General features: G+C 62.1%; 15 protein-coding genes. 14 read left to right on the plus strand and 1 reads right to left on the minus strand.

Translation table 11 applies throughout. The annotated features are described in order from the left end of the window. Window positions 1–14: 14 nt before the first annotated feature. Together hypB and AAA069_RS06885 are read left to right on the plus strand one after the other, a co-directional pair. Entirely contained in the window at window positions 15–698 is a 684-nt protein-coding gene (gene hypB, locus AAA069_RS06880) for a hydrogenase nickel incorporation protein HypB (protein ID WP_349127925.1), read from the plus strand. Between the two features lie 54 nt (window positions 699–752). After that, entirely contained in the window at window positions 753–3,347 is a 2,595-nt protein-coding gene (locus AAA069_RS06885; protein WP_349127926.1) for a DNA topoisomerase I, read from the plus strand. A gap of 146 nt (window positions 3,348–3,493) precedes the next feature. Here the strand turns inward: AAA069_RS06885 and AAA069_RS06890 are convergent, their stop codons facing one another. Continuing rightward, window positions 3,494–4,477, minus strand: a complete 984-nt coding sequence (locus AAA069_RS06890; RefSeq protein WP_349127927.1) for a zinc-ribbon domain-containing protein — start codon at window positions 4,475–4,477, stop codon at window positions 3,494–3,496. A 240-nt stretch (window positions 4,478–4,717) separates the two neighbouring features. Between AAA069_RS06890 and tmk the strand changes: the two genes are divergently transcribed. The 12 genes from tmk to AAA069_RS06950 all read left to right on the plus strand — a co-directional run bounded on the left by tmk (window position 4,718) and on the right by AAA069_RS06950 (window position 17,361). Then, window positions 4,718–5,401 carry a dTMP kinase gene (tmk, locus tag AAA069_RS06895; protein WP_349127928.1) on the plus strand — a complete coding sequence of 228 codons (684 nt, stop codon included), beginning with the start codon at window positions 4,718–4,720 and terminating at the stop codon, window positions 5,399–5,401. Between the two features lies 1 nt (window position 5,402). After that, window positions 5,403–6,530, plus strand: coding sequence for a DNA polymerase III subunit (locus AAA069_RS06900; RefSeq protein WP_349127929.1), 1,128 nt, complete (start codon window positions 5,403–5,405; stop codon window positions 6,528–6,530). Then, entirely contained in the window at window positions 6,521–8,221 is a 1,701-nt protein-coding gene (ricT, locus tag AAA069_RS06905; protein WP_349127930.1) for a regulatory iron-sulfur-containing complex subunit RicT, read from the plus strand. Before AAA069_RS06900 ends, ricT begins: the two co-directional genes overlap by 10 nt. Window positions 8,222–8,323: 102 nt before the next feature. Next, entirely contained in the window at window positions 8,324–9,130 is an 807-nt protein-coding gene (locus tag AAA069_RS06910) for a double zinc ribbon domain-containing protein (RefSeq protein WP_349127931.1), read from the plus strand. A gap of 10 nt (window positions 9,131–9,140) precedes the next feature. Further along, window positions 9,141–10,250: a hypothetical protein gene (locus tag AAA069_RS06915; protein ID WP_349127932.1), complete on the plus strand. Its 1,110-nt coding sequence runs from the start codon at window positions 9,141–9,143 to the stop codon at window positions 10,248–10,250. A 732-nt stretch (window positions 10,251–10,982) separates the two neighbouring features. Next, on the plus strand, window positions 10,983–12,008 hold the full coding sequence (locus tag AAA069_RS06920) for a transporter substrate-binding domain-containing protein (protein ID WP_349127955.1): 1,026 nt from the start codon (window positions 10,983–10,985) through the stop codon (window positions 12,006–12,008). Window positions 12,009–12,325: 317 nt separating this feature from the next. Then, a complete protein-coding gene (gene raiA, locus AAA069_RS06925; protein WP_349127933.1) occupies window positions 12,326–12,910 on the plus strand; it encodes a ribosome-associated translation inhibitor RaiA in 585 nt (194 codons plus the stop codon). Window positions 12,911–12,989: 79 nt separating this feature from the next. Continuing rightward, window positions 12,990–13,943, plus strand: a complete 954-nt coding sequence (locus AAA069_RS06930) for a DegV family protein (RefSeq protein WP_349127934.1) — start codon at window positions 12,990–12,992, stop codon at window positions 13,941–13,943. Between the two features lie 98 nt (window positions 13,944–14,041). Then, complete coding sequence (locus AAA069_RS06935; RefSeq protein WP_349127935.1) at window positions 14,042–15,121, plus strand: NAD(P)-binding domain-containing protein; 1,080 nt, start codon at window positions 14,042–14,044, stop codon at window positions 15,119–15,121. 5 nt (window positions 15,122–15,126) lie between these two features. Continuing rightward, the gene (locus tag AAA069_RS06940) at window positions 15,127–15,555 is read left to right on the plus strand and encodes a hypothetical protein (RefSeq protein ID WP_161159269.1); all 429 of its coding nucleotides are present in this window, start codon (window positions 15,127–15,129) and stop codon (window positions 15,553–15,555) included. A gap of 15 nt (window positions 15,556–15,570) precedes the next feature. Further along, window positions 15,571–16,269 (plus strand): hypothetical protein, encoded by a 699-nt coding sequence (locus tag AAA069_RS06945; protein ID WP_117820896.1) that lies wholly within the window; start codon window positions 15,571–15,573, stop codon window positions 16,267–16,269. A gap of 6 nt (window positions 16,270–16,275) precedes the next feature. Then, window positions 16,276–17,361, plus strand: a complete 1,086-nt coding sequence (locus tag AAA069_RS06950) for an isocitrate/isopropylmalate family dehydrogenase (protein ID WP_349127936.1) — start codon at window positions 16,276–16,278, stop codon at window positions 17,359–17,361. The last annotated feature ends 49 nt before the right edge of the window (window positions 17,362–17,410 follow it).

A 17,410-nucleotide genomic window follows, 5' to 3' on the forward strand; every position in this document is an offset into this window, starting at 1 on the left:
AAGGAGTGCCGAATATGGCCGAGAAAACGATTGATATCGCGTCGCCGATTCTGTCGCGCAATGAGCGCCTGGCAGATCAGCTGCGACAGCGATTTGAAGAGACAAACACCTATGTGATCAATGTGTTGTCGAGCCCCGGCTCGGGCAAGACTACCACGATCCTGGGCACCAACGAGCGTCTACGTGACAAGGCCGGCCTGCGCTGTGCCGTCATCGAGGGCGATATTGCCTCGGATGTCGACGCCATCACCATGAAGGAAGCCGGCATGCCCGCCATCCAGATCAACACGGGCGGCCTGTGCCATCTCGAGGGCAACATGATCATGGAGGCAGTTGACGCCTTCGACCAGGCTGTGGGTCTTCAAAACATCGACGTCATCTTTATCGAAAACGTGGGTAACCTGGTCTGCCCAGTCGACTTTGACCTGGGCGAAAACCTGTCCATCATGATTCTCTCGGTGCCCGAGGGCGACGACAAGCCCATCAAGTACCCGGGCATCTTCCAGCACGCCGGCGCGCAGCTGCTCAACAAGGTCGATGTGGCCCCGGCTTTCGATTTTGACATGGATAGGTATACTAAGACACTCGATGACCTCAATCCGCAGGCGCCGCGGTTTGCCGTGAGCGCGCGCAAGGGCGAGGGCATGGATGCCTGGTGCGATTGGCTCATCGGGCAGATCGAGCAAGCAAGGGCGTAAATCGGCCGCCATACGGGCGGGCGTAGCCGCAGAGATACGAGATAGGAGCCTCTTTTGAAGCTCATCATCGCCGAGAAAAACGACGCCGCGCGTCAGATTGCCGAGCGTCTGTCCACGGGCAAGCCCAAAAAGGACAAGGTGTACAACACCGCCATCTACCGTTTTGAGTGGAAGGGCGAGGAGTGCGTGACGATCGGCCTTGCCGGTCACATCCTTGCGCCCGATTTTTGCGACAGCGTGCTGTTCGATAAAAAGCTGGGCTGGTATTCGGTCACCGAGGACGGTGAGATACTGCCGGCCGACACGCCCGATGGCCTGGCTCGTCCGCCTTACGACACCAAGCGTAAGCCGTTCCTTGCCGATGGCATTTCCATCAAGGGCTGGAAGCTCGAGAGCCTGCCTTACCTCACCTGGGCGCCTGTCATTAAGCTGCCGGCCGAGAAGGAGCTCATTCGTTCGCTCAAGAACCTCGCTAAAAAGTGCGACAGCGTCATTATCGCCACGGACTTCGATCGCGAGGGCGAGCTGATCGGTTCGGACGCCCTCAACAAGGTGCGCGAGGTTGCGCCCGACTTGCCGGTCGCCCGCGCCCAGTATTCTTCGTTTACCAAGGCCGAGATTACGCAGGCCTTTGATAATCTCGTCTCGCTCGACCAGAACTTGGCCGACGCCGGCGAGAGCCGTCAGCACATCGACCTCATTTGGGGCGCGGTGCTCACGCGCTACCTGACGCTCGCCAAGTTTGGCGGCTTTGGCAACGTGCGTTCCGCCGGCCGTGTGCAGACGCCGACGCTCGCCCTGGTGGTTGAGCGCGAGCGCGAGCGCATGGCGTTTGTGCCCGAGGACTATTGGCAGATCCGCGGCATGGGCGCCGCGCAGGGTGCTGCCGAGGACGACCGCTTTAAGATTGCGCACAAGACGGCGCGCTTTACCGACAAGGATGCTGCCGAGACGGCGTACGGCCATGTTGACGGCGTTGCGACGGCAACCGTCGCCGCGGTGACCAAGCGTTCGCGCAAGCAGCAGCCGCCCACGCCGTTTGCGACCACTTCGCTGCAGGCTGCCGCCGCAGCCGAGGGCATCTCGCCTGCGCGTACCATGCGCATCGCCGAGTCCCTCTACATGGCGGGCCTCATCAGCTACCCGCGTGTCGACAACACCGTGTACCCCGCGACGCTCGACCTGGGCGCCGTGGTGAGCGACCTGGCAAAGATCAATCCGGCGCTGGCACCTGTATGCAAAAAGGTGCTCGCCGGCCCCATGAAGCCCACGCGGGGCAAAGTCGAGACCACCGACCACCCGCCTATCTATCCCACGGGCGAGGGCGATCCGTCCACGCTCGATGGCGGCCAGCGCAAGCTCTACGACCTCATCGCCCGCCGCTTCCTGGCAACGCTCATGGGACCCGCGACCATCGAGAACACCAAGCTCGAGCTCGATGTGAACGGCGAGCCGTTCGTGGCTTCGGGCGACGTGCTCGTGACTCCGGGCTTCCGCGAGGCGTATCCGTACGGACTCAAGCGCGACGAACAGATGCCGCCGCTTGAGCAGGGCGACACGGTCGACGTGTTCGACATTAAGCTCGAGGCCAAGCAGACCGAGCCACCCGCGCGCTACAGCCAGGGCAAGCTCGTGCAGGAGATGGAAAAGCGTGGCCTGGGCACCAAGTCCACGCGCGCGAGCATCATTGAGCGCCTGTACGCCGTGCGCTACCTCAAAAACGATCCCGTGGAGCCGAGCCAGCTGGGTATCGCCATCATCGATGCACTGTCGCAGTTTGCCCCGCGCATCACGAGCCCCGATATGACCAGCGAGCTCGATGGCGATATGACCCGCGTGGAGCGCGGCGAGGACACCGAAGAGCATGTCGTGACGCACTCGCGCGCGCTGCTGGCCGGTGTGCTCGACGAGCTGCTCAAGCATACGCAGGAACTGGGCGACGCTATCAGCGACGCCGTCACGGCCGATGCGCGCGTGGGCACCTGCCCCAAGTGCGGCAAGGACTTGGTTATGAAGACGAGCGCCAAGACCCGCGGCAGCTTTATCGGCTGCATGGGATGGCCCGACTGCGATGTGACCTATCCGGTGCCGAGCGGCGTCAAGGTGAGCCCGCTCGAGGGCGAGGCTGCCGTGTGCCCCGAATGCGGTGCACCGCGCATTAAGTGCCAGCCGTTCCGCCAGAAGGCTTTCGAGATTTGCGTGAATCCGACGTGCCCCACCAACTACGAGCCCGACCTTAAGGTGGGCGAGTGCAAGGTGTGTGCCGAGGCTGGGCGTCACGGCGACCTGATCGCACACAAGAGCGAAAAGAGCGGCAAGCGCTTTATCCGCTGCACCAACTATGACGATTGCGGCGTGAGCTATCCGCTGCCGGCGCGTGGCAAACTCGAGGCGACGGGTGAGACCTGTCCCGAGTGCGGCGCCCCCATCGTGGTGGTCAACACAGCGCGCGGTCCGTGGCGTATCTGCGTCAACATGGACTGCCCGACCAAGGAGAAGAAGCCCGCCCGCGGCCGCAAGACTGCGACCAAGGCGAGCACGGCGAAGAAAACCACGGCAGCAAAGAAGACTTCGACCGCCAAGAAGTCGACTGCCAAGAAGGCTGCCGCGAAAAAGACGACCACCAAGAAGGCGGCCGCCGACAAGTAGCGGCGCAGCCGAAACATTGCCCAAAACAAAAAACGAGCGAGGGTCCCATGATCCTCGCTCGTTTTTTGACCGGCAGTTAGGGACATTCCTTTTTCTGCCGGCAGTTTAGGAACGTCCCTAACTGCCGGCTCGGAAACGACAAGGCGTTAGTTCACTTCGACGGGTTTGGCGCCGGGATAGCGCTCCTCAAAGTCTAGGCGGTACTTATTGTCATTGGTGCCCGCCACGTTGTCGCGCGACAGCGGCGCCACGATCTCGTTCTTATGGTCCGCGGGCTTTGCGTACTTTAAGCTGATCTCCCAGGCATCGCAGATCGCATCGATGCGGTGATCCAGGTCGTCGTACAGAGCAATGATGTCCTTCCACGAGCTGTAGTTCTTAGAGCTTGTGGGGACGTCCAGGTCCTCGACAATGTCGTAATACTGCTCGATGGTGTCCTCCGTGCGCTCGGCGACGTCAGCGAGATTTTGACGGGTGGTACGATCCTCTTCCAGATAGCTGCCATTAAACGTCTCTGCGCAGGCACGGACCTGGCTATCGAGATCTTCCAGCAGGTCGTAGTATTCACTCAGGCGACGGTAGAGGTTCTGTTCGGAGAGGCTTGCTTCGCCGCCATCCTCGTCGTCATCGTCATCATCGTCGTACAGGCTGTTGGGATTGCCGAGAGGCTTTAGATCATCGTCGTCGACGTCATGGTGCAGCTTAGCTACCTCGGCAGTCGTCTGCGTAGCGGAGTTGTCGAACGGCTTGATCACAAAAAAGATGACCAAGGCGATGATGATTGCCAACAGCACAACGATAACGGCGACAAGCGCCCTGGTAGCGCTCTTTTTTGCGGCGGGGGCCTGCGGTGAACCAGACGCGTATGTAGACGCCGGTTGCTGTTGGGGCGGGGTGTCCGCGACGGGTATGCGCTGCGTCGTTTCGACCGCTGCAGGGCCGGCGGCGGGGTCGGGGCGATAGGCGAGGGGGTCGTCCGGCTTAGCTTGCGGCGTATCGAGGAAGCCGGTCTGCTCAAACGCGGGTTGGCCATTGCTTGCGGTTGTCTGCTCAACGGGTGCACCGCATGAGGTGCAGAACTTGGCATCATCTGCAAGAAGTTTGCCGCACGAGGCGCAATACCGAGACATTGCCACTCCTTTCGCCACATTTCAAATCAATACGACGATTATACCCAGCGTCCAAAAGTCCCCATCATAAGTTGCGGTGAAATAGGGACTGTTTGGCGGTCTCAGAGCTTCAATCAGTCCCTATTTCACCGCAACTTTGGAAAGACACCTTTAGCCATTGGGGACGCGCCGAGCGCTGGGGTATCATGGCTTGGTTGATATAACTTGCATTTACGCGCCTTGTAGGAAGGGGCTGCGCCCATGGCTTTTGAGCCCGCTCAACATAGCTTTATCACGCTCGAGGGCGTCGACGGTGCCGGCAAGTCCACGCAGGCGCGCCTGCTTGCCCGCGCGCTCGAGCTCGCTGGCCGCCAGGTTGTGAGCTTGCGCGAACCGGGCGGCACCGCCATCAGCGAAAAGATCCGTGCTCTGCTGCTCGACCCCGCCAATACGGCGATGGGCGACACCTGCGAGTTGCTGCTCTACGAGGCAGCGCGCGCCCAGTTGGTGCACGAGGTCATCGCGCCCGCCCTCGCGGCCGGCAAGGTGGTTCTGTGCGACCGCTTCTACGATTCCACGACCTGCTACCAGGCATTTGCCGACGGCCTCGACCGCCAGATGGTGCGCGACGCCAACAACCTGGCTGTCGCCGGTACGCATCCGGCGCTCACGCTCGTCTACCACATCACACCCGAGCAGGCGGCGCTACGCATGGCAGCCCGTGGCGCGGCAGATCGCATGGAGGCAAAGGGCATGGCATTCCAGGAGCGTGTCTACCAGGGCTTTTGCGCAATTGCCGCCGAGGAACCAAATCGCGTAAAGCTCATCGACGCTACCGCGACCATCGAGGAAGTCTTTGCGAAGACGGTCGAGCAGGTTCGCGCGTACGGTCTCGACATTCCACAGGAAGCCGTTGCCGCCGCGCTTGCCCAGGAGGCCGAGTAACATGGCCCCCGCTCAGGCAAGCCTGCTGGCCAAGCTCGACACCCAACAGCGCGTGCGCGATTTTTTGACCAACGCCGTCGCCAGCGGCCGCGCGTCGCACGCCTACCTGTTTTTGGGCGCTCCCGGCGCCGGCAAGCTCGATGCCGCATGGGCGCTCGCTCAGGCCTTCCTGTGCGAGCAGGACGGCTGCGGCGCATGCGACAGCTGCGTGCGCGTTGCGCGGCACACGCATCCCGACGTGCACTATTACACGCCCGAGAGCGCCACGGGCTACCTCATCGCGCAGACCCGCGAGCTGCTCGACGACGTGCCCCTGGCGCCCATCCGCGCCAAGGCTAAGGTCTACATCATCGACCGTGCCGAGCAACTGCGCGCCAACACCGCCAACGCACTGCTCAAAACACTCGAGGAGCCGCCCGAGGGCGTCATGTTCATCCTGTTGGGCACCTCGGCCGACGTGATGCTGCCTACCATCGTGAGCCGCTGCCAGTGCGTGCCGTTTCGGCTGGTGTCGCCCGCCGTGGCCGCGCAGGCCGTGAGCCGCGCGACGGGCCAGGATATCGCGCGTTGTCGCATGGCCGTTGCCGTGGCGGGCAGCCCCACGCGCGGCATCGAGTTCCTTAAGAGCGCCGAGCGCCAGGATGCTCGCCGCCAGATGGTCCGCGCCATCGACTCGCTCATCGCTGCCGATGAGGCCGATGTACTCAGTCGCGCCAAGTCGCTCATCGTCGCCGTTAAAGCGCCGCTCGCCGAGGTCAAGTCCACGCAGGAAAAGGTGCTCGAGCAAAACGCCGACTACCTGTCGCGTGGAGCATTGAAGCAGCTTGAGGACCGCAACAAGCGCGAACTCAACGCGCGCGAGCGTTCGGGTATCATGGAAGCGCTGGCGAGCGCGCGGACGCTCATGCGCGACGTGCTGCTGACACTTCAGGACGAGGCGGCCGACGTCGTGAACGAAGACGTGCGCGACACGATCGGGCGGCTTGCCGCCACGACGAATGTTGCGGGTGCCACCCGGGCGCTCGAGGCGGTCGCGACCGCCGAGCGCAACATCGCCAGAAACGTTACTCCCCAGCTGGTCATCGAGGTCATGCTGTTCGATATCAGGAAGGCACTGAAATGCCGTTAGTCGTACCCGTTAAGTTTACCTACGCCTCGCGCGACCTGTGGTTTGACCCGCAGGATCTGGATATCCTCGAGGCCGATTATGCCATTTGCTCCACCGAGCGCGGAACCGAGATCGGACTGGTCACGGCCGATCCCTTCGAGGTGCCGCAAGATGAGATCGGCCAGCCGCTCAAGCCCGTGCTGCGCGTGGCGAGCGACATCGACCTGCAGCTTGCCGACGACCTGGCCATCCAGGGCGACGAAGCGATGGTCGATTTCCGCCGTCTGGTCAAAGAGCTCGACCTCGAGATGAAACCGGTCGGCGTCGAGTACCTGTTTGGCGGCGAGAAGGCCGTGTTCTATTTTGCGGCCGAGGAGCGCGTCGATTTTCGTCAGCTCGTCAAAGACCTGTCCTCGACGCTGCACATTCGCGTCGACATGCGCCAGATCGGCGTGCGCGACGAGACCCGCCTGGTGGGCGGCTATGCCCAGTGCGGACAGGAGCTCTGCTGCACGCGCTTTGGCGGACAGTTCGAGCCCGTCTCGATTCGTATGGCAAAAGAGCAGGACCTGCCGCTCAATTCGTCCAAGATCAGCGGCGTTTGCGGCCGTCTGATGTGCTGTCTGCGCTATGAGTTCGAGGCGTACAAGGACTTTAAGAGCCGTGCGCCCAAAAAGAAGACGCTCATCGATACGCCGCTTGGCAAGGCGCGTATTCAGGAATATGACACGCCGCGTGAGCAGCTGGTGCTGCGCCTGGAGAACGGCAAAGTCTTTAAGGTCAATCTGGCCGATATGACGTGCTCGGAGGGATGCAAAAAGAAGGCCGCCGAGCAGGGCTGCAACTGCCGCCCCGACTGCGTGACGCGCGATGTGCTCGAGCGCATCGAGTCGCCCGAGATGCGCTTGGCGCTTATGGAACTCGATCGCGAGAACGGCGTCGACGTGGGCGATGGCCTGTCGAGTGCTGACCGTCTGGCCGGCACGTCGATGCCCAAGCGCCGTCGTCGCGATGCCGAATCCGATGCCCGCGCTGCTCAGGGCCAGGGCGAGGGCCGTGGCCGCGGAAAGGGCCGTGGTAAGGTCGAGGCACCCGAGGCCGAGGAGGCCGCCGGTGGCCGTCGTCGTCGCAAGCGCTCGGGTTCGGGCGATGCCGGCGAGGCCGCTCCCGCAGGCAAGAACGCTTCCCGCGAGCGCGAGGCTCAGCAGCCTCAGCAGCAAAATCGCGGCGGTGGCATGAATCCCACACGTCGCCGCCGCCGTCATCTGTCGAGCGAGGAGCGCGAGGACGCCTTCCGCGCCGCAGCTGCTCGCGAGGCTGGTGCTGCTTCCAAGGGCCCCTCGGGTTCCGATGCGCCTGCCGACAAGGGCGGCAAGTCGCGTGGCGAGGAGGAGCGCGCGCCGCGTCCGCGCCGTCGCCATTCCTCGGGCGCGCAACAGAAGCCCTCAGTGCCCTCCGTGGCCGATCAGGTCTCGGATGGTGAGGTCAAGGTCACGCGCCGTCGTCCCGGAGATGGCGGGGGAGCGGCTGCCAAGGCTTCGCGTGGCGCGGCTCGCAACGAGCGCGAGCCGCGCGAGGATCGCGGTGGCGAGGGCTCGGCCGACCAGGGCCAAAAGCGCCGTCGCCGTCGCCGTTCCCGCAAGCCGCGCCAGGATGGTGGCGAGGGCTCGACCCCGTCTTCGCCCGCACCACAACCGCCCGCCGGCGAATAACGCCCGCGAGCGGATTTAGCCCGCCTTGCCCCGAGCGCATCGGGGTATCATAGCGCCGAATCAACAACCCTCCCTGCGACCGAACGTAGGGAGGGCTGTGTCTTGAAGAGCCATCTGAACATATTGAGCCGTCTGCAGGGTGCCGGTGCCCTACCGTTTGCGGACGAATTGCTACCGTTTGCCGAGTGGGCGGCACGCGAGGCGCTCGAGGCATTGTCGCCAACACGATGTGCCGGCTGCGAGCGCGCCGGTGCGCTTATTTGCCAAGACTGCCTGGCCGCGCTCACGCTCATCGACCCACGTCATAGCTGCACCCGATGCGGCGCCCCGTTTGGGGATTTGCTGTGCACTGAGTGTTCGGTCGAGGGCACGTCCTCGGCAATGGCAGAGGCGCTCGACCGCTGCCTGGCGTGCGCCGTCTATGCGCATCCGCTGCCGCGCATCATTAAAGCGTACAAGGATGCGGGTGAGCGACGCCTGGCGCCGTATCTGGCAGAGCTGCTATACGACACCGCCTTACATGCCCAGGTCGCGGCACCCGAACGCTTAGGCGGTGTGTTGTCCGGCGCCGATGCAGTGGTGTTTGTGCCCGCGACGGCGGCGGCGTTTCGGCGACGCGGCTTCGATCATATGGAGGCCATTGCGCGCCCATTTTGCGAGCTGTCGGGTGTTCCCCTGCTCGATGCTCTCGTCAAGTACGGGCATGGCGACCAGCGAGAACTCGGTCGTAAGGAGCGCCGCGAGCGTGCCCAAGGCATGTACGAGACGGTTGAGGACGTGCACGGCCGCCGCCTGCTGCTTATCGATGACGTTATCACCACGGGCGCGACGATGGCCGCGGCTTCGGCGGAACTCAAGCGCGCCGGCGCCGCAGCGGTCGATGGCCTCGCTATCGCACGCGTTTGGTAGGGGTGGTTTTGTGTCAGTAAAGATTGAGCGGCGCAACGAGCCGACAGGCGAACAGCTAGCGGCTTCCGTAATCCTAACAGGCGCCTCGGCGCTACGCATGATGCGCGCCGAGCGCCGACAAATGGGCTATATCAGCTGGAGGGACCTCAGTCCCGATGAAGAGCGCCGTGTGCTGCGCACGTCGTCGCCCTCGACCGAGGACATCTATCTTCCCGACTTGGTGCGGATTGGGGCCGCAAGCAGCGAGGTGCAAGAGGATCTGTGCTTGCTGGTAGGGTCTGCAGCGCAGCGCCGCCGCATTCTTGGCGTGAGCTGGTCCGTATGCTCCGGGTTGCCCGCCGGCTCGATTCTAGAGGTGGAACCGGGGGTGTACAGTCTATCTCCCGAGGCCCTTTGTGTTGCCATCGCCCGCGAGGTCGGCTGTATCCAGGCATTTGCCCTGGCCCAGGAGCTGTGCTCTAAGATTTCGCTGAGTGATCGCGGGAAGTATCTGCCTCCTTACACCTCGCCTGTTGCGAATAGACTTGCAAAGGACAAGGACCAACCGGTAGACGTGGGCTACTTTGAAGTCGAGCCGGTGCTGACGCCCGATCGCCTGGCAGATTACCTTGCGGCATGCAAGGGGAATGTGGCCAAACAGCTGCGGCGGCTGTGTCCCTACCTGTCAGAAAACCTGCGCTCGCCCATGGAATGCATCATGCTCGCCATGTTTTCGCTTCCGTTTTCCTGTGGCGGATTTGCCTGCGGTCCCTTTAAGACCGACTACAAGATTGAGTTCGATGACCGCGCGCAGGCAATCTCGGGGATGCCGCATGCAGTTTGCGATGCGTATCAGGAAGCAGCCCGGTTTGACCTGGAATACAACGGTGAGCTGGGTCATTCCTCCCGGAGGGGACGTATCCATGATGAAAAACGCAACACGGGTTTTATTGCCATGGGAATCGAGGTCGCGACGGTCAACAACGAGATGCTCTGTGACATGGAAGCGATGGAAGCGCTCGCATGGCGCATCCACCAGCGCATGAGTAAGCGATATCGCAACCGTGTTGACGCTCGCAGAAAGAAACAAGAGGCGCTATTTAACACGCTGCGGGCGTGTTTTGGGCTTAAACCCGCCTAACAATGCTCTGAAACAGGGGGTTGGATATATGCTCTGGCCAAAATATAGCAAATATGAGTACTGCTACAAATTCAGTAACAGCAAAATCAGGGATTTTGGGACTGGAAGATGGCGTAAATTAGAAAGTTATTAAACAAATGTGGAATATCCTGGCATCAATCTGACGTTATAGAGCGTGAAAACAGCTTGCAGAGCCAAAAACTCCTGCTACTAAATTGGTAACGGTACTCATATTTGCTATTTTTTGGCCACGGCGCCCTAAGACGGGTGTGTTGAGGCTTTCCATAGGGGAGTGACGGGCTCAATCAGAGCGTGTGCGGTCCGTCCTGACCTGCGAAATCTGTACTCGCGATGCGAATGACGTCCCTAACCTTAAACTTTAGCTTGAACTTAGCTATAATGCGCTACGTTCCTACCAGGCTGTGGTTGCGGACGGACGAAATGCCCGTTCTAGTCCAAGACAGACGCGGTCAAAGGGATCCACGTAAGCGACCGCGTGCGCGCGGCGCGATCATGGCGCGTCCTAGATGTAAGCCGCACCGTCCGTTCTACTTTCTTTGGGGCAATACCGCCTCGCGGGCGAGCGGGCCAGTCGTGAAGGTGGCTGCGGCCTCCCGAGCAAACACCCCGGTGCGCAAGTGTGGGGTCAAATACCAGGTCAGCTGGTGGGAACAACCTGATATTTCGCGCAACGCACGGATCGTATACGACACAGAAGGCAGGGTAGTGGACATGGTGAGGGGCAGCTTGATGCACGCGGCTCGGTTAGGTGCTGGGGCCGCAGCGGTCCTCGCCGTTTTGGGCCTGAGCGGATGCGCGTTCAACCCGCTGTCTACGTTCACGACTCCCACGATCGACCAGATCGAGTACGAGACCGTCACGCCGGCGGTGTCGGACGATGCCCTGGTCACTCCCGGAACCCTGACGGTCGCCCTCGATACTTCCGATGCGCCGCAGGCCATGCAGGGCGCCGACGGCGAGCTCACGGGATATGCGGTTGACGCCGCCCGCGCCCTCGCAAGCCGCATGGGCCTTAAGGTCGCCTTTGTCGATGCGTCCTCGGCAGGTTCCGCGCTCGGCGACAAAAAGGCTGATATCTTTATCGGCGAGATCAACTCCACAGACGGGGACGTTAGCTCGCTCGGCACCTGCCTGTACGATGCCGCTTCTGTGTTCGGTAAAACCAGCGATGGTGGGTCGCTAAGCGTTTCCACCGATACCCTTAACACGTCTACCCTGGGTGTCCAGATGTCCTCGGCCTCGCAGGAGGCGCTTGCTAAGCAGAGCATTACCGCCAACCAAAAGACCTACTCCAACATCAACGAGTGCTTTGAGGCGCTCGAGTCCGGCGAGGTCGACTATGTGATCTGCGATTCCACTGCCGGCGGTTACCTTGCACGTCTGATGAGCCAGATCTCCTACGTTGGCGCTCTTGAGACGCCCTCGACGCTCGGCGTTGCGGGCCTTGCTGCCAACGACGAGCTGTGCCGTGCCGTGAGCGATGCCCTCGACGGTATTACGGCCGACGGCACGCTCGAGGCGGTCCACTCTGTCTGGTATGGCACGATGCCCTACGACCTCACCACTAAGACGGTTTCGGGCGTTAACGTGCAGTCGGGCGACTCTGAGTCCAGAGAGACCATGTCCTCCGACGATGAATCCTCCGATTCCAGCAGCGATGATTTGTCCTCCGAAAGCAAACCGTCCAGCCAGGAGGGCACTATCACCGACGACGACATTAACAAGCTCAATAGCTAGTTATTGCTAGGGGTGGCGTCTCCTATGCGCTAGGAGAGACGCGTCTTCACGGTTTCAACACGCATTGCCGGGCTTTCCCAACAGGGGAGCCCGGCTTTTTCGTTTCCGTAAAACCAGCAGGTCAAAGATATTTTTTAGGTGCAAAACCAAAGTTGCCGTCGCCCTCCTATAGCGCACTTTGCCACAGAAAAGTGCGAGACTTCGGTATGCGGTATCAAGCAATCGTTATTCGGGTCTTTGGGAATCCGCGTGATTAAATGCACAGCAATGGGTACATAGCCAGTACAGTAAGTCCCCGAGGCAGATTGGAGCCACGTATGGATATCAAGGTTTCTGGACGCAAGACGACGGTAACCGATGCTCTGCGTGCGCATGTGGATGAGAAGATCGGCGAGGCGATCAAGGTTTTCGATATCGAGCCCATGACGGTCGACGTTGTACTTCGCTATGAGAAGAACCCCTCGAACCCCAACCCGGCAATCGTCGAGGTCACGGTTCGTGCCCGCGGCTCTGTGATTCGCGTTGCCGAGCACGGCGCAGATATGTATGCTGCCATCGACCTCTCCGCCGATAAGGTTACCCGCCAGCTGCGCAAGTTCAAGACCAAGGTCGTGGACAACCGCCAGGGTGGTGCCAGCGCCGCGGATGTCGCACCGGTCGAGCGCGTCGAGGATCTGGCCGACCTGCTGCTGCCCGAGGAGGAGGACGACCTGCTCGTCCGCGAGAAGGTCATCGATGTCACTCCGATGACTGAGGAGCAGGCGCTGGTGCAGACCGATCTGCTCGGCCACGACTTCTACGTGTTCGAGAACGCGACGACTGGCCTCATCAATGTGGTGTATCACCGTAAGAATGGTGGATATGGCATCATCAAGCCCCGCATCGAAACACTTGACGAGTAAAATACGTTAACTTGCATGAGTTAACGGTTGGCGGCCATCCCATGCGGGTGGCCGCCTTTTTACGTAAGGAGTCGCTTTGATGGACAAGGCTGCATCTACCGGCCATTCGGACCGTTGCCGCATCGTCGTCGATACCTGCTGCGACTTTAGTCCCGAGGTCGCCGCGAACCTTGATGTCGATATCCTGGGTTTCCCCTTCATTATCGATGGCGAGGAGCGCACGGACGACATCTGGTCGAGCATGAGCCCTAAGGAGTTCTACGACCGCATGCGCGCCGGCGCCCGCGTGTCCACCTCGGCTGTGTCGCTCGGTCGCTATATCGAGTTCTTTACCGAGTGCGCCAAAGAGGGCACGCCCACGGTCTACCTGTGCTTTACCTCGGCACTGTCGTCGAGCTACAACTCCGCGTGCCAGGCGGCAGATGCCGTGCGTGCCGAGTATCCCAACTTTGAGCTCTACGTGGTCGACAACGCTCTGCCCTGCGCGGCCGGCGCGCTCTTGGCGCTCGAGGCCGTGCGCCAGCGTTCGGCGGGACTGACCGCCAAGCAGCTGGTCGATTGGGCAAACGAAGCAAAGACCTACGTCCACGGCTACTTTACGCTCGAGAGCTTCGACGCACTGGCTGCCGGCGGCCGCATTCCGCCCGCGGCGGCGCAGCTCACGGCAAAGCTCGACGTCAAGCCCGAGCTCTCCTACGACCTGGCCGGCTCGCTGTCGCTGATCGGCGTCAACCGCGGCCGCAAGAAGGCGCTCAAGTCCATCCTCAAGTCGTTCCGCGAGAACTACGTGCCCGATCGCACCATGCCCATCGCCATCATGACGGCCGATGCCGAAAAGGATGGTGACTGGCTCGAAGCCGCCATCCGCAAGGAGGAGGGTTGCGCCGACGTCACGATCATTCGCGGCTCCGTGGGTCCCACCATCGGCTCGCACGTGGGCCCCGGCATGGTGGGCTGCGCGTTTTGGGGTAAGAACCGCGCCGACAAGGCGTCGCTTTCCGACCGTATCGCCCGCCGCGTGCGCGGTCAGTAGGCAAGCGCTGCGTCCGTAATCGCCCTCGACTCACAGCCCAAACGCTGGCACCGAGTATTCAACCTGGTAACAACACCCAACCCAAAAGGAAAGGTTTCATGGCAAACAAGCTCTCCGTCGCATTCATTGGCACCGGAATCATGGGTGCCCCCATCGCCGGCCACATTCTGGACGCCGGCTATCCCGTCACGGTCAACAACCGCACCAAGTCCAAGGCGGCGGCGCTTATCGAGCGCGGCGCCGTCTGGGCAGATACGCCGGCCGATGCCGCGGCGAACGCCGATGTCGTCTTTACCATGGTGGGCTATCCCTCCGAGGTCGAGGAACTCTACCTGGCGGGCGACGGCCTGCTCGCGTGCACCAAGCCGGGTGCGGTCTTGATCGACCTCACCACGAGCTCGCCCGAGCTTGCCCGTGACATTGCCGAGGCCGCCCAGGTTTCTGGTCGCATGGCGTTTGACTGCCCCGTCACCGGCGGCGAGTCGGGCGCTATCGCCGGTACGCTCACGGCTATCGTGGGCGCTACCGAGAACGACATCGCGCCGGTCCGCGACATCCTTGCCACCTTTGCGGCCAACATCTGCTGCTTCGACGGCGCCGGCAAGGGCCAGGCTGCCAAGCTCGCCAACCAGGTGTCGCTGGGCGCCTGCATGGTCGGCATGGCAGACGCCATGGCATTTGCCGAGTTGAGCGGCCTTGACCTGGAGAAGACCCGCCAGATGATCCTGGGCGGCACCGGCAAGTCCGGCGCCATGGAGAGCCTGGCTCCCAAGGCGCTCGACGGCGACTACAAGCCCGGCTTTATGGTCGAGCACTTTATCAAGGACCTGCGCTTGGCGCTCGCCTATGCCGACGACCGCGAGCTTGCGCTGCCCGGTGCCGACGTGGCCTTTACGCTCTACGACATGCTCGACGCCATCGGTGGTGCCAAGCTGGGCACCCAGGCCATCACGGTACTCTACAAGGAGGAGGCCGACGCCATTGCCGCCGGCCTGGACTGGTCGCAGTATCGTCCCGAGGAGCACGGTGCCCACGAGGAAGGCTGCGGTTGCGGTGAGCATGGCGACGACCACGAGTGCGGTTGTGGCCACCACCATGGCGAGGACCACGAGTGCTGCGGCGGCCACGGCCATGACGACGGCCACGAGTGCTGCTGCGGCCACCATCACGGGGAGTAGCGCCCATGAGCTGGACGTTCGTGGTGCTTGCGCTGGTGCTCTTTCTCTTTGCGATCTACATCGGCTTTTTGTGCGGCCAGTGGGCGTGCGAAAAGCGCGTCATCACCAAGCGCGACTACTGGATTGCCAACTTTGCAGGCGCGGTGGCAGTTGTCCTGCTGACCTGGGTGTTCTCGCTGTTCCCGCTGGTGCAGTTTGCGCCGATCGGCTGGCTCGGCGGCTTTATCGCCGGTCTTAAGATGAGCTTTGGCGAGTCCGTTGGTCCATGGCGCAAGCACGACGAGGTTTTTAACGTCAACAAGGCTCATCGCGCCGCCGCCGACGCGGGCGACGCCGAGGAGCGTCGCCGTGCGCGTCGCAATGGCGCGGCCGACCGACAGCTCATCTCGGTCACCGATGACAGCAAGGGTGCTGGCAAGCACGCTAAGAAATAGTAAGAAGAGGTAACTATGGCAGAAAACAAAGACGAACAGCTCACCGACGAGGAGCTGGCACAGCTTCAGCTGGCAGAGGAGAACGAGAACGCCGTCGACCGTCTGGTCAAGGAGCTCGGCTGCCCCACGCGCCGCATCCGCCAGTTTGCCGCCCGCGTGCTTCACCTGCTTGCCGAGCGCGATCCGCAGCGCGTCGTGCCCTGCGTGCCCGCGCTGATCGAGGCGCTCGACCGCCCCGAGGCGCAGACCCGCTGGGAGGCCCTCGATGCCCTGACGGCGCTCGCTACCACCTGCCCCGAGCAGCTGGGCGATGCCTTTGAGGGCGCCGAGACTGCACTGTTCGACGAGATCTCCTCCACGCTGCGCTATGCCGCCTTCCGCCTGCTGTGCGTGTGGGGTGCCACGAGCGTCGAGCGTTCGCGCGAGGCTTGGCCCATCCTGGACGAGGCCATCCAGTGCTACCACGGCGACCTCGAGTATCGCGACATGCTCGGTTGCCTGTACGAGTTTTGCCAGGGCGAGATCGACGCCGAGGTTGCCGAGAAGCTTGCGCTGCGCCTTAAGTTCGATGCCGAGAACGGTAAGGGCAGCTATCTCAAGGCCCGTTCGAGCGAGATTTGCGAAATGCTTGTTAAACGTTTTGGCCTGGATCTCTCCAAAAAGAAGAAGCGTGCTAGCGTTAAAAAATCTGACGACGCCGAAGACGAGGAGTAACAGATTATGGCGCACGATGTAGTCCTGATTCCCGGTGACGGTATCGGTCCCGAGATTACGCAGGCCATGCGCCGCGTGGTCGAGGCTGCCGGTGTCCAGATCAATTGGAACGTCCAGGAGGCCGGTGCCGGCGTCATGGACGAGTTTGGCACGCCGCTGCCCCAGCACGTGCTCGATGCGGTCGCCGAGACCAAGGTTGCCATCAAGGGCCCCATCACCACGCCGGTCGGCACGGGTTTCCGCAGCGTCAACGTGGCCCTGCGCAAGCACTTCGACCTGTACGCCTGCGTGCGACCCTGCCTGTCGCAGCCGGGCGACGGCTCGCGCTTCCGCGACGTCGACCTGGTTATCGTGCGCGAGAACACCGAGGACCTCTATGCCGGCATCGAGTTCGATGAGGGCGCTGCCGAGGTCGAGGAGCTCTCGCAGCTTGTCGAGCGTTCGGGCCAAAAGACCTTCGCCGCAGATTCCGCCATCTCAATTAAGCCGATCTCCATCGCCAAGAGCCGCCGCATTGTGGAGTATGCCTTTGAGTATGCCCGCCGCTGCGGCCGCAAAAAGGTGACGGCCGTGCATAAGGCCAACATCATGAAGGCGACCGATGGCCTGTTCCTGCACGTTGCGCGCGAGGTGGCCGCCAACTATCCCGATATCGAGTTCAACGACAAGATTGTCGACGCCACCTGCATGGGCCTGGTCCAGAACCCCAACGACTTCGATGTCCTGGTGCTGCCCAACCTGTACGGCGACATCGTGAGCGACCTGTGCGCCGGCCTCGTGGGCGGCTTAGGGATGGCCCCCGGCTCCAACATCGGTGCCGACTGCGCAATCTTTGAGGCTACGCACGGCTCCGCGCCCGATATCGCTGGCCAGGATATCGCTAACCCCACGGCCGAGATTCTGTCTGCGGCTATGATGCTCGATCACCTGGGCGAGAACGACGTGGCCAATCGCATTCGTGCCGCCGTTTCTGCCACGCTCGACGAGGGTGAGCAGGTTACCGGCGACGTTCGTCGTGCCCAGACCGGCTCCGTTGAGGGCGCTGTGGGCACGCAGGCCTTTGCCGATGCCGTTATCGCGCACCTGGCCTAAGGCATGCAGACTGCAAACGCCTAAATAGTACTTAAGTGTTTGCGTATAA

This window comes from Collinsella sp. CLA-SR-H006, assembly GCF_040097075.1.
Taxonomy (GTDB): Bacteria; Actinomycetota; Coriobacteriia; order Coriobacteriales; family Coriobacteriaceae; genus Collinsella.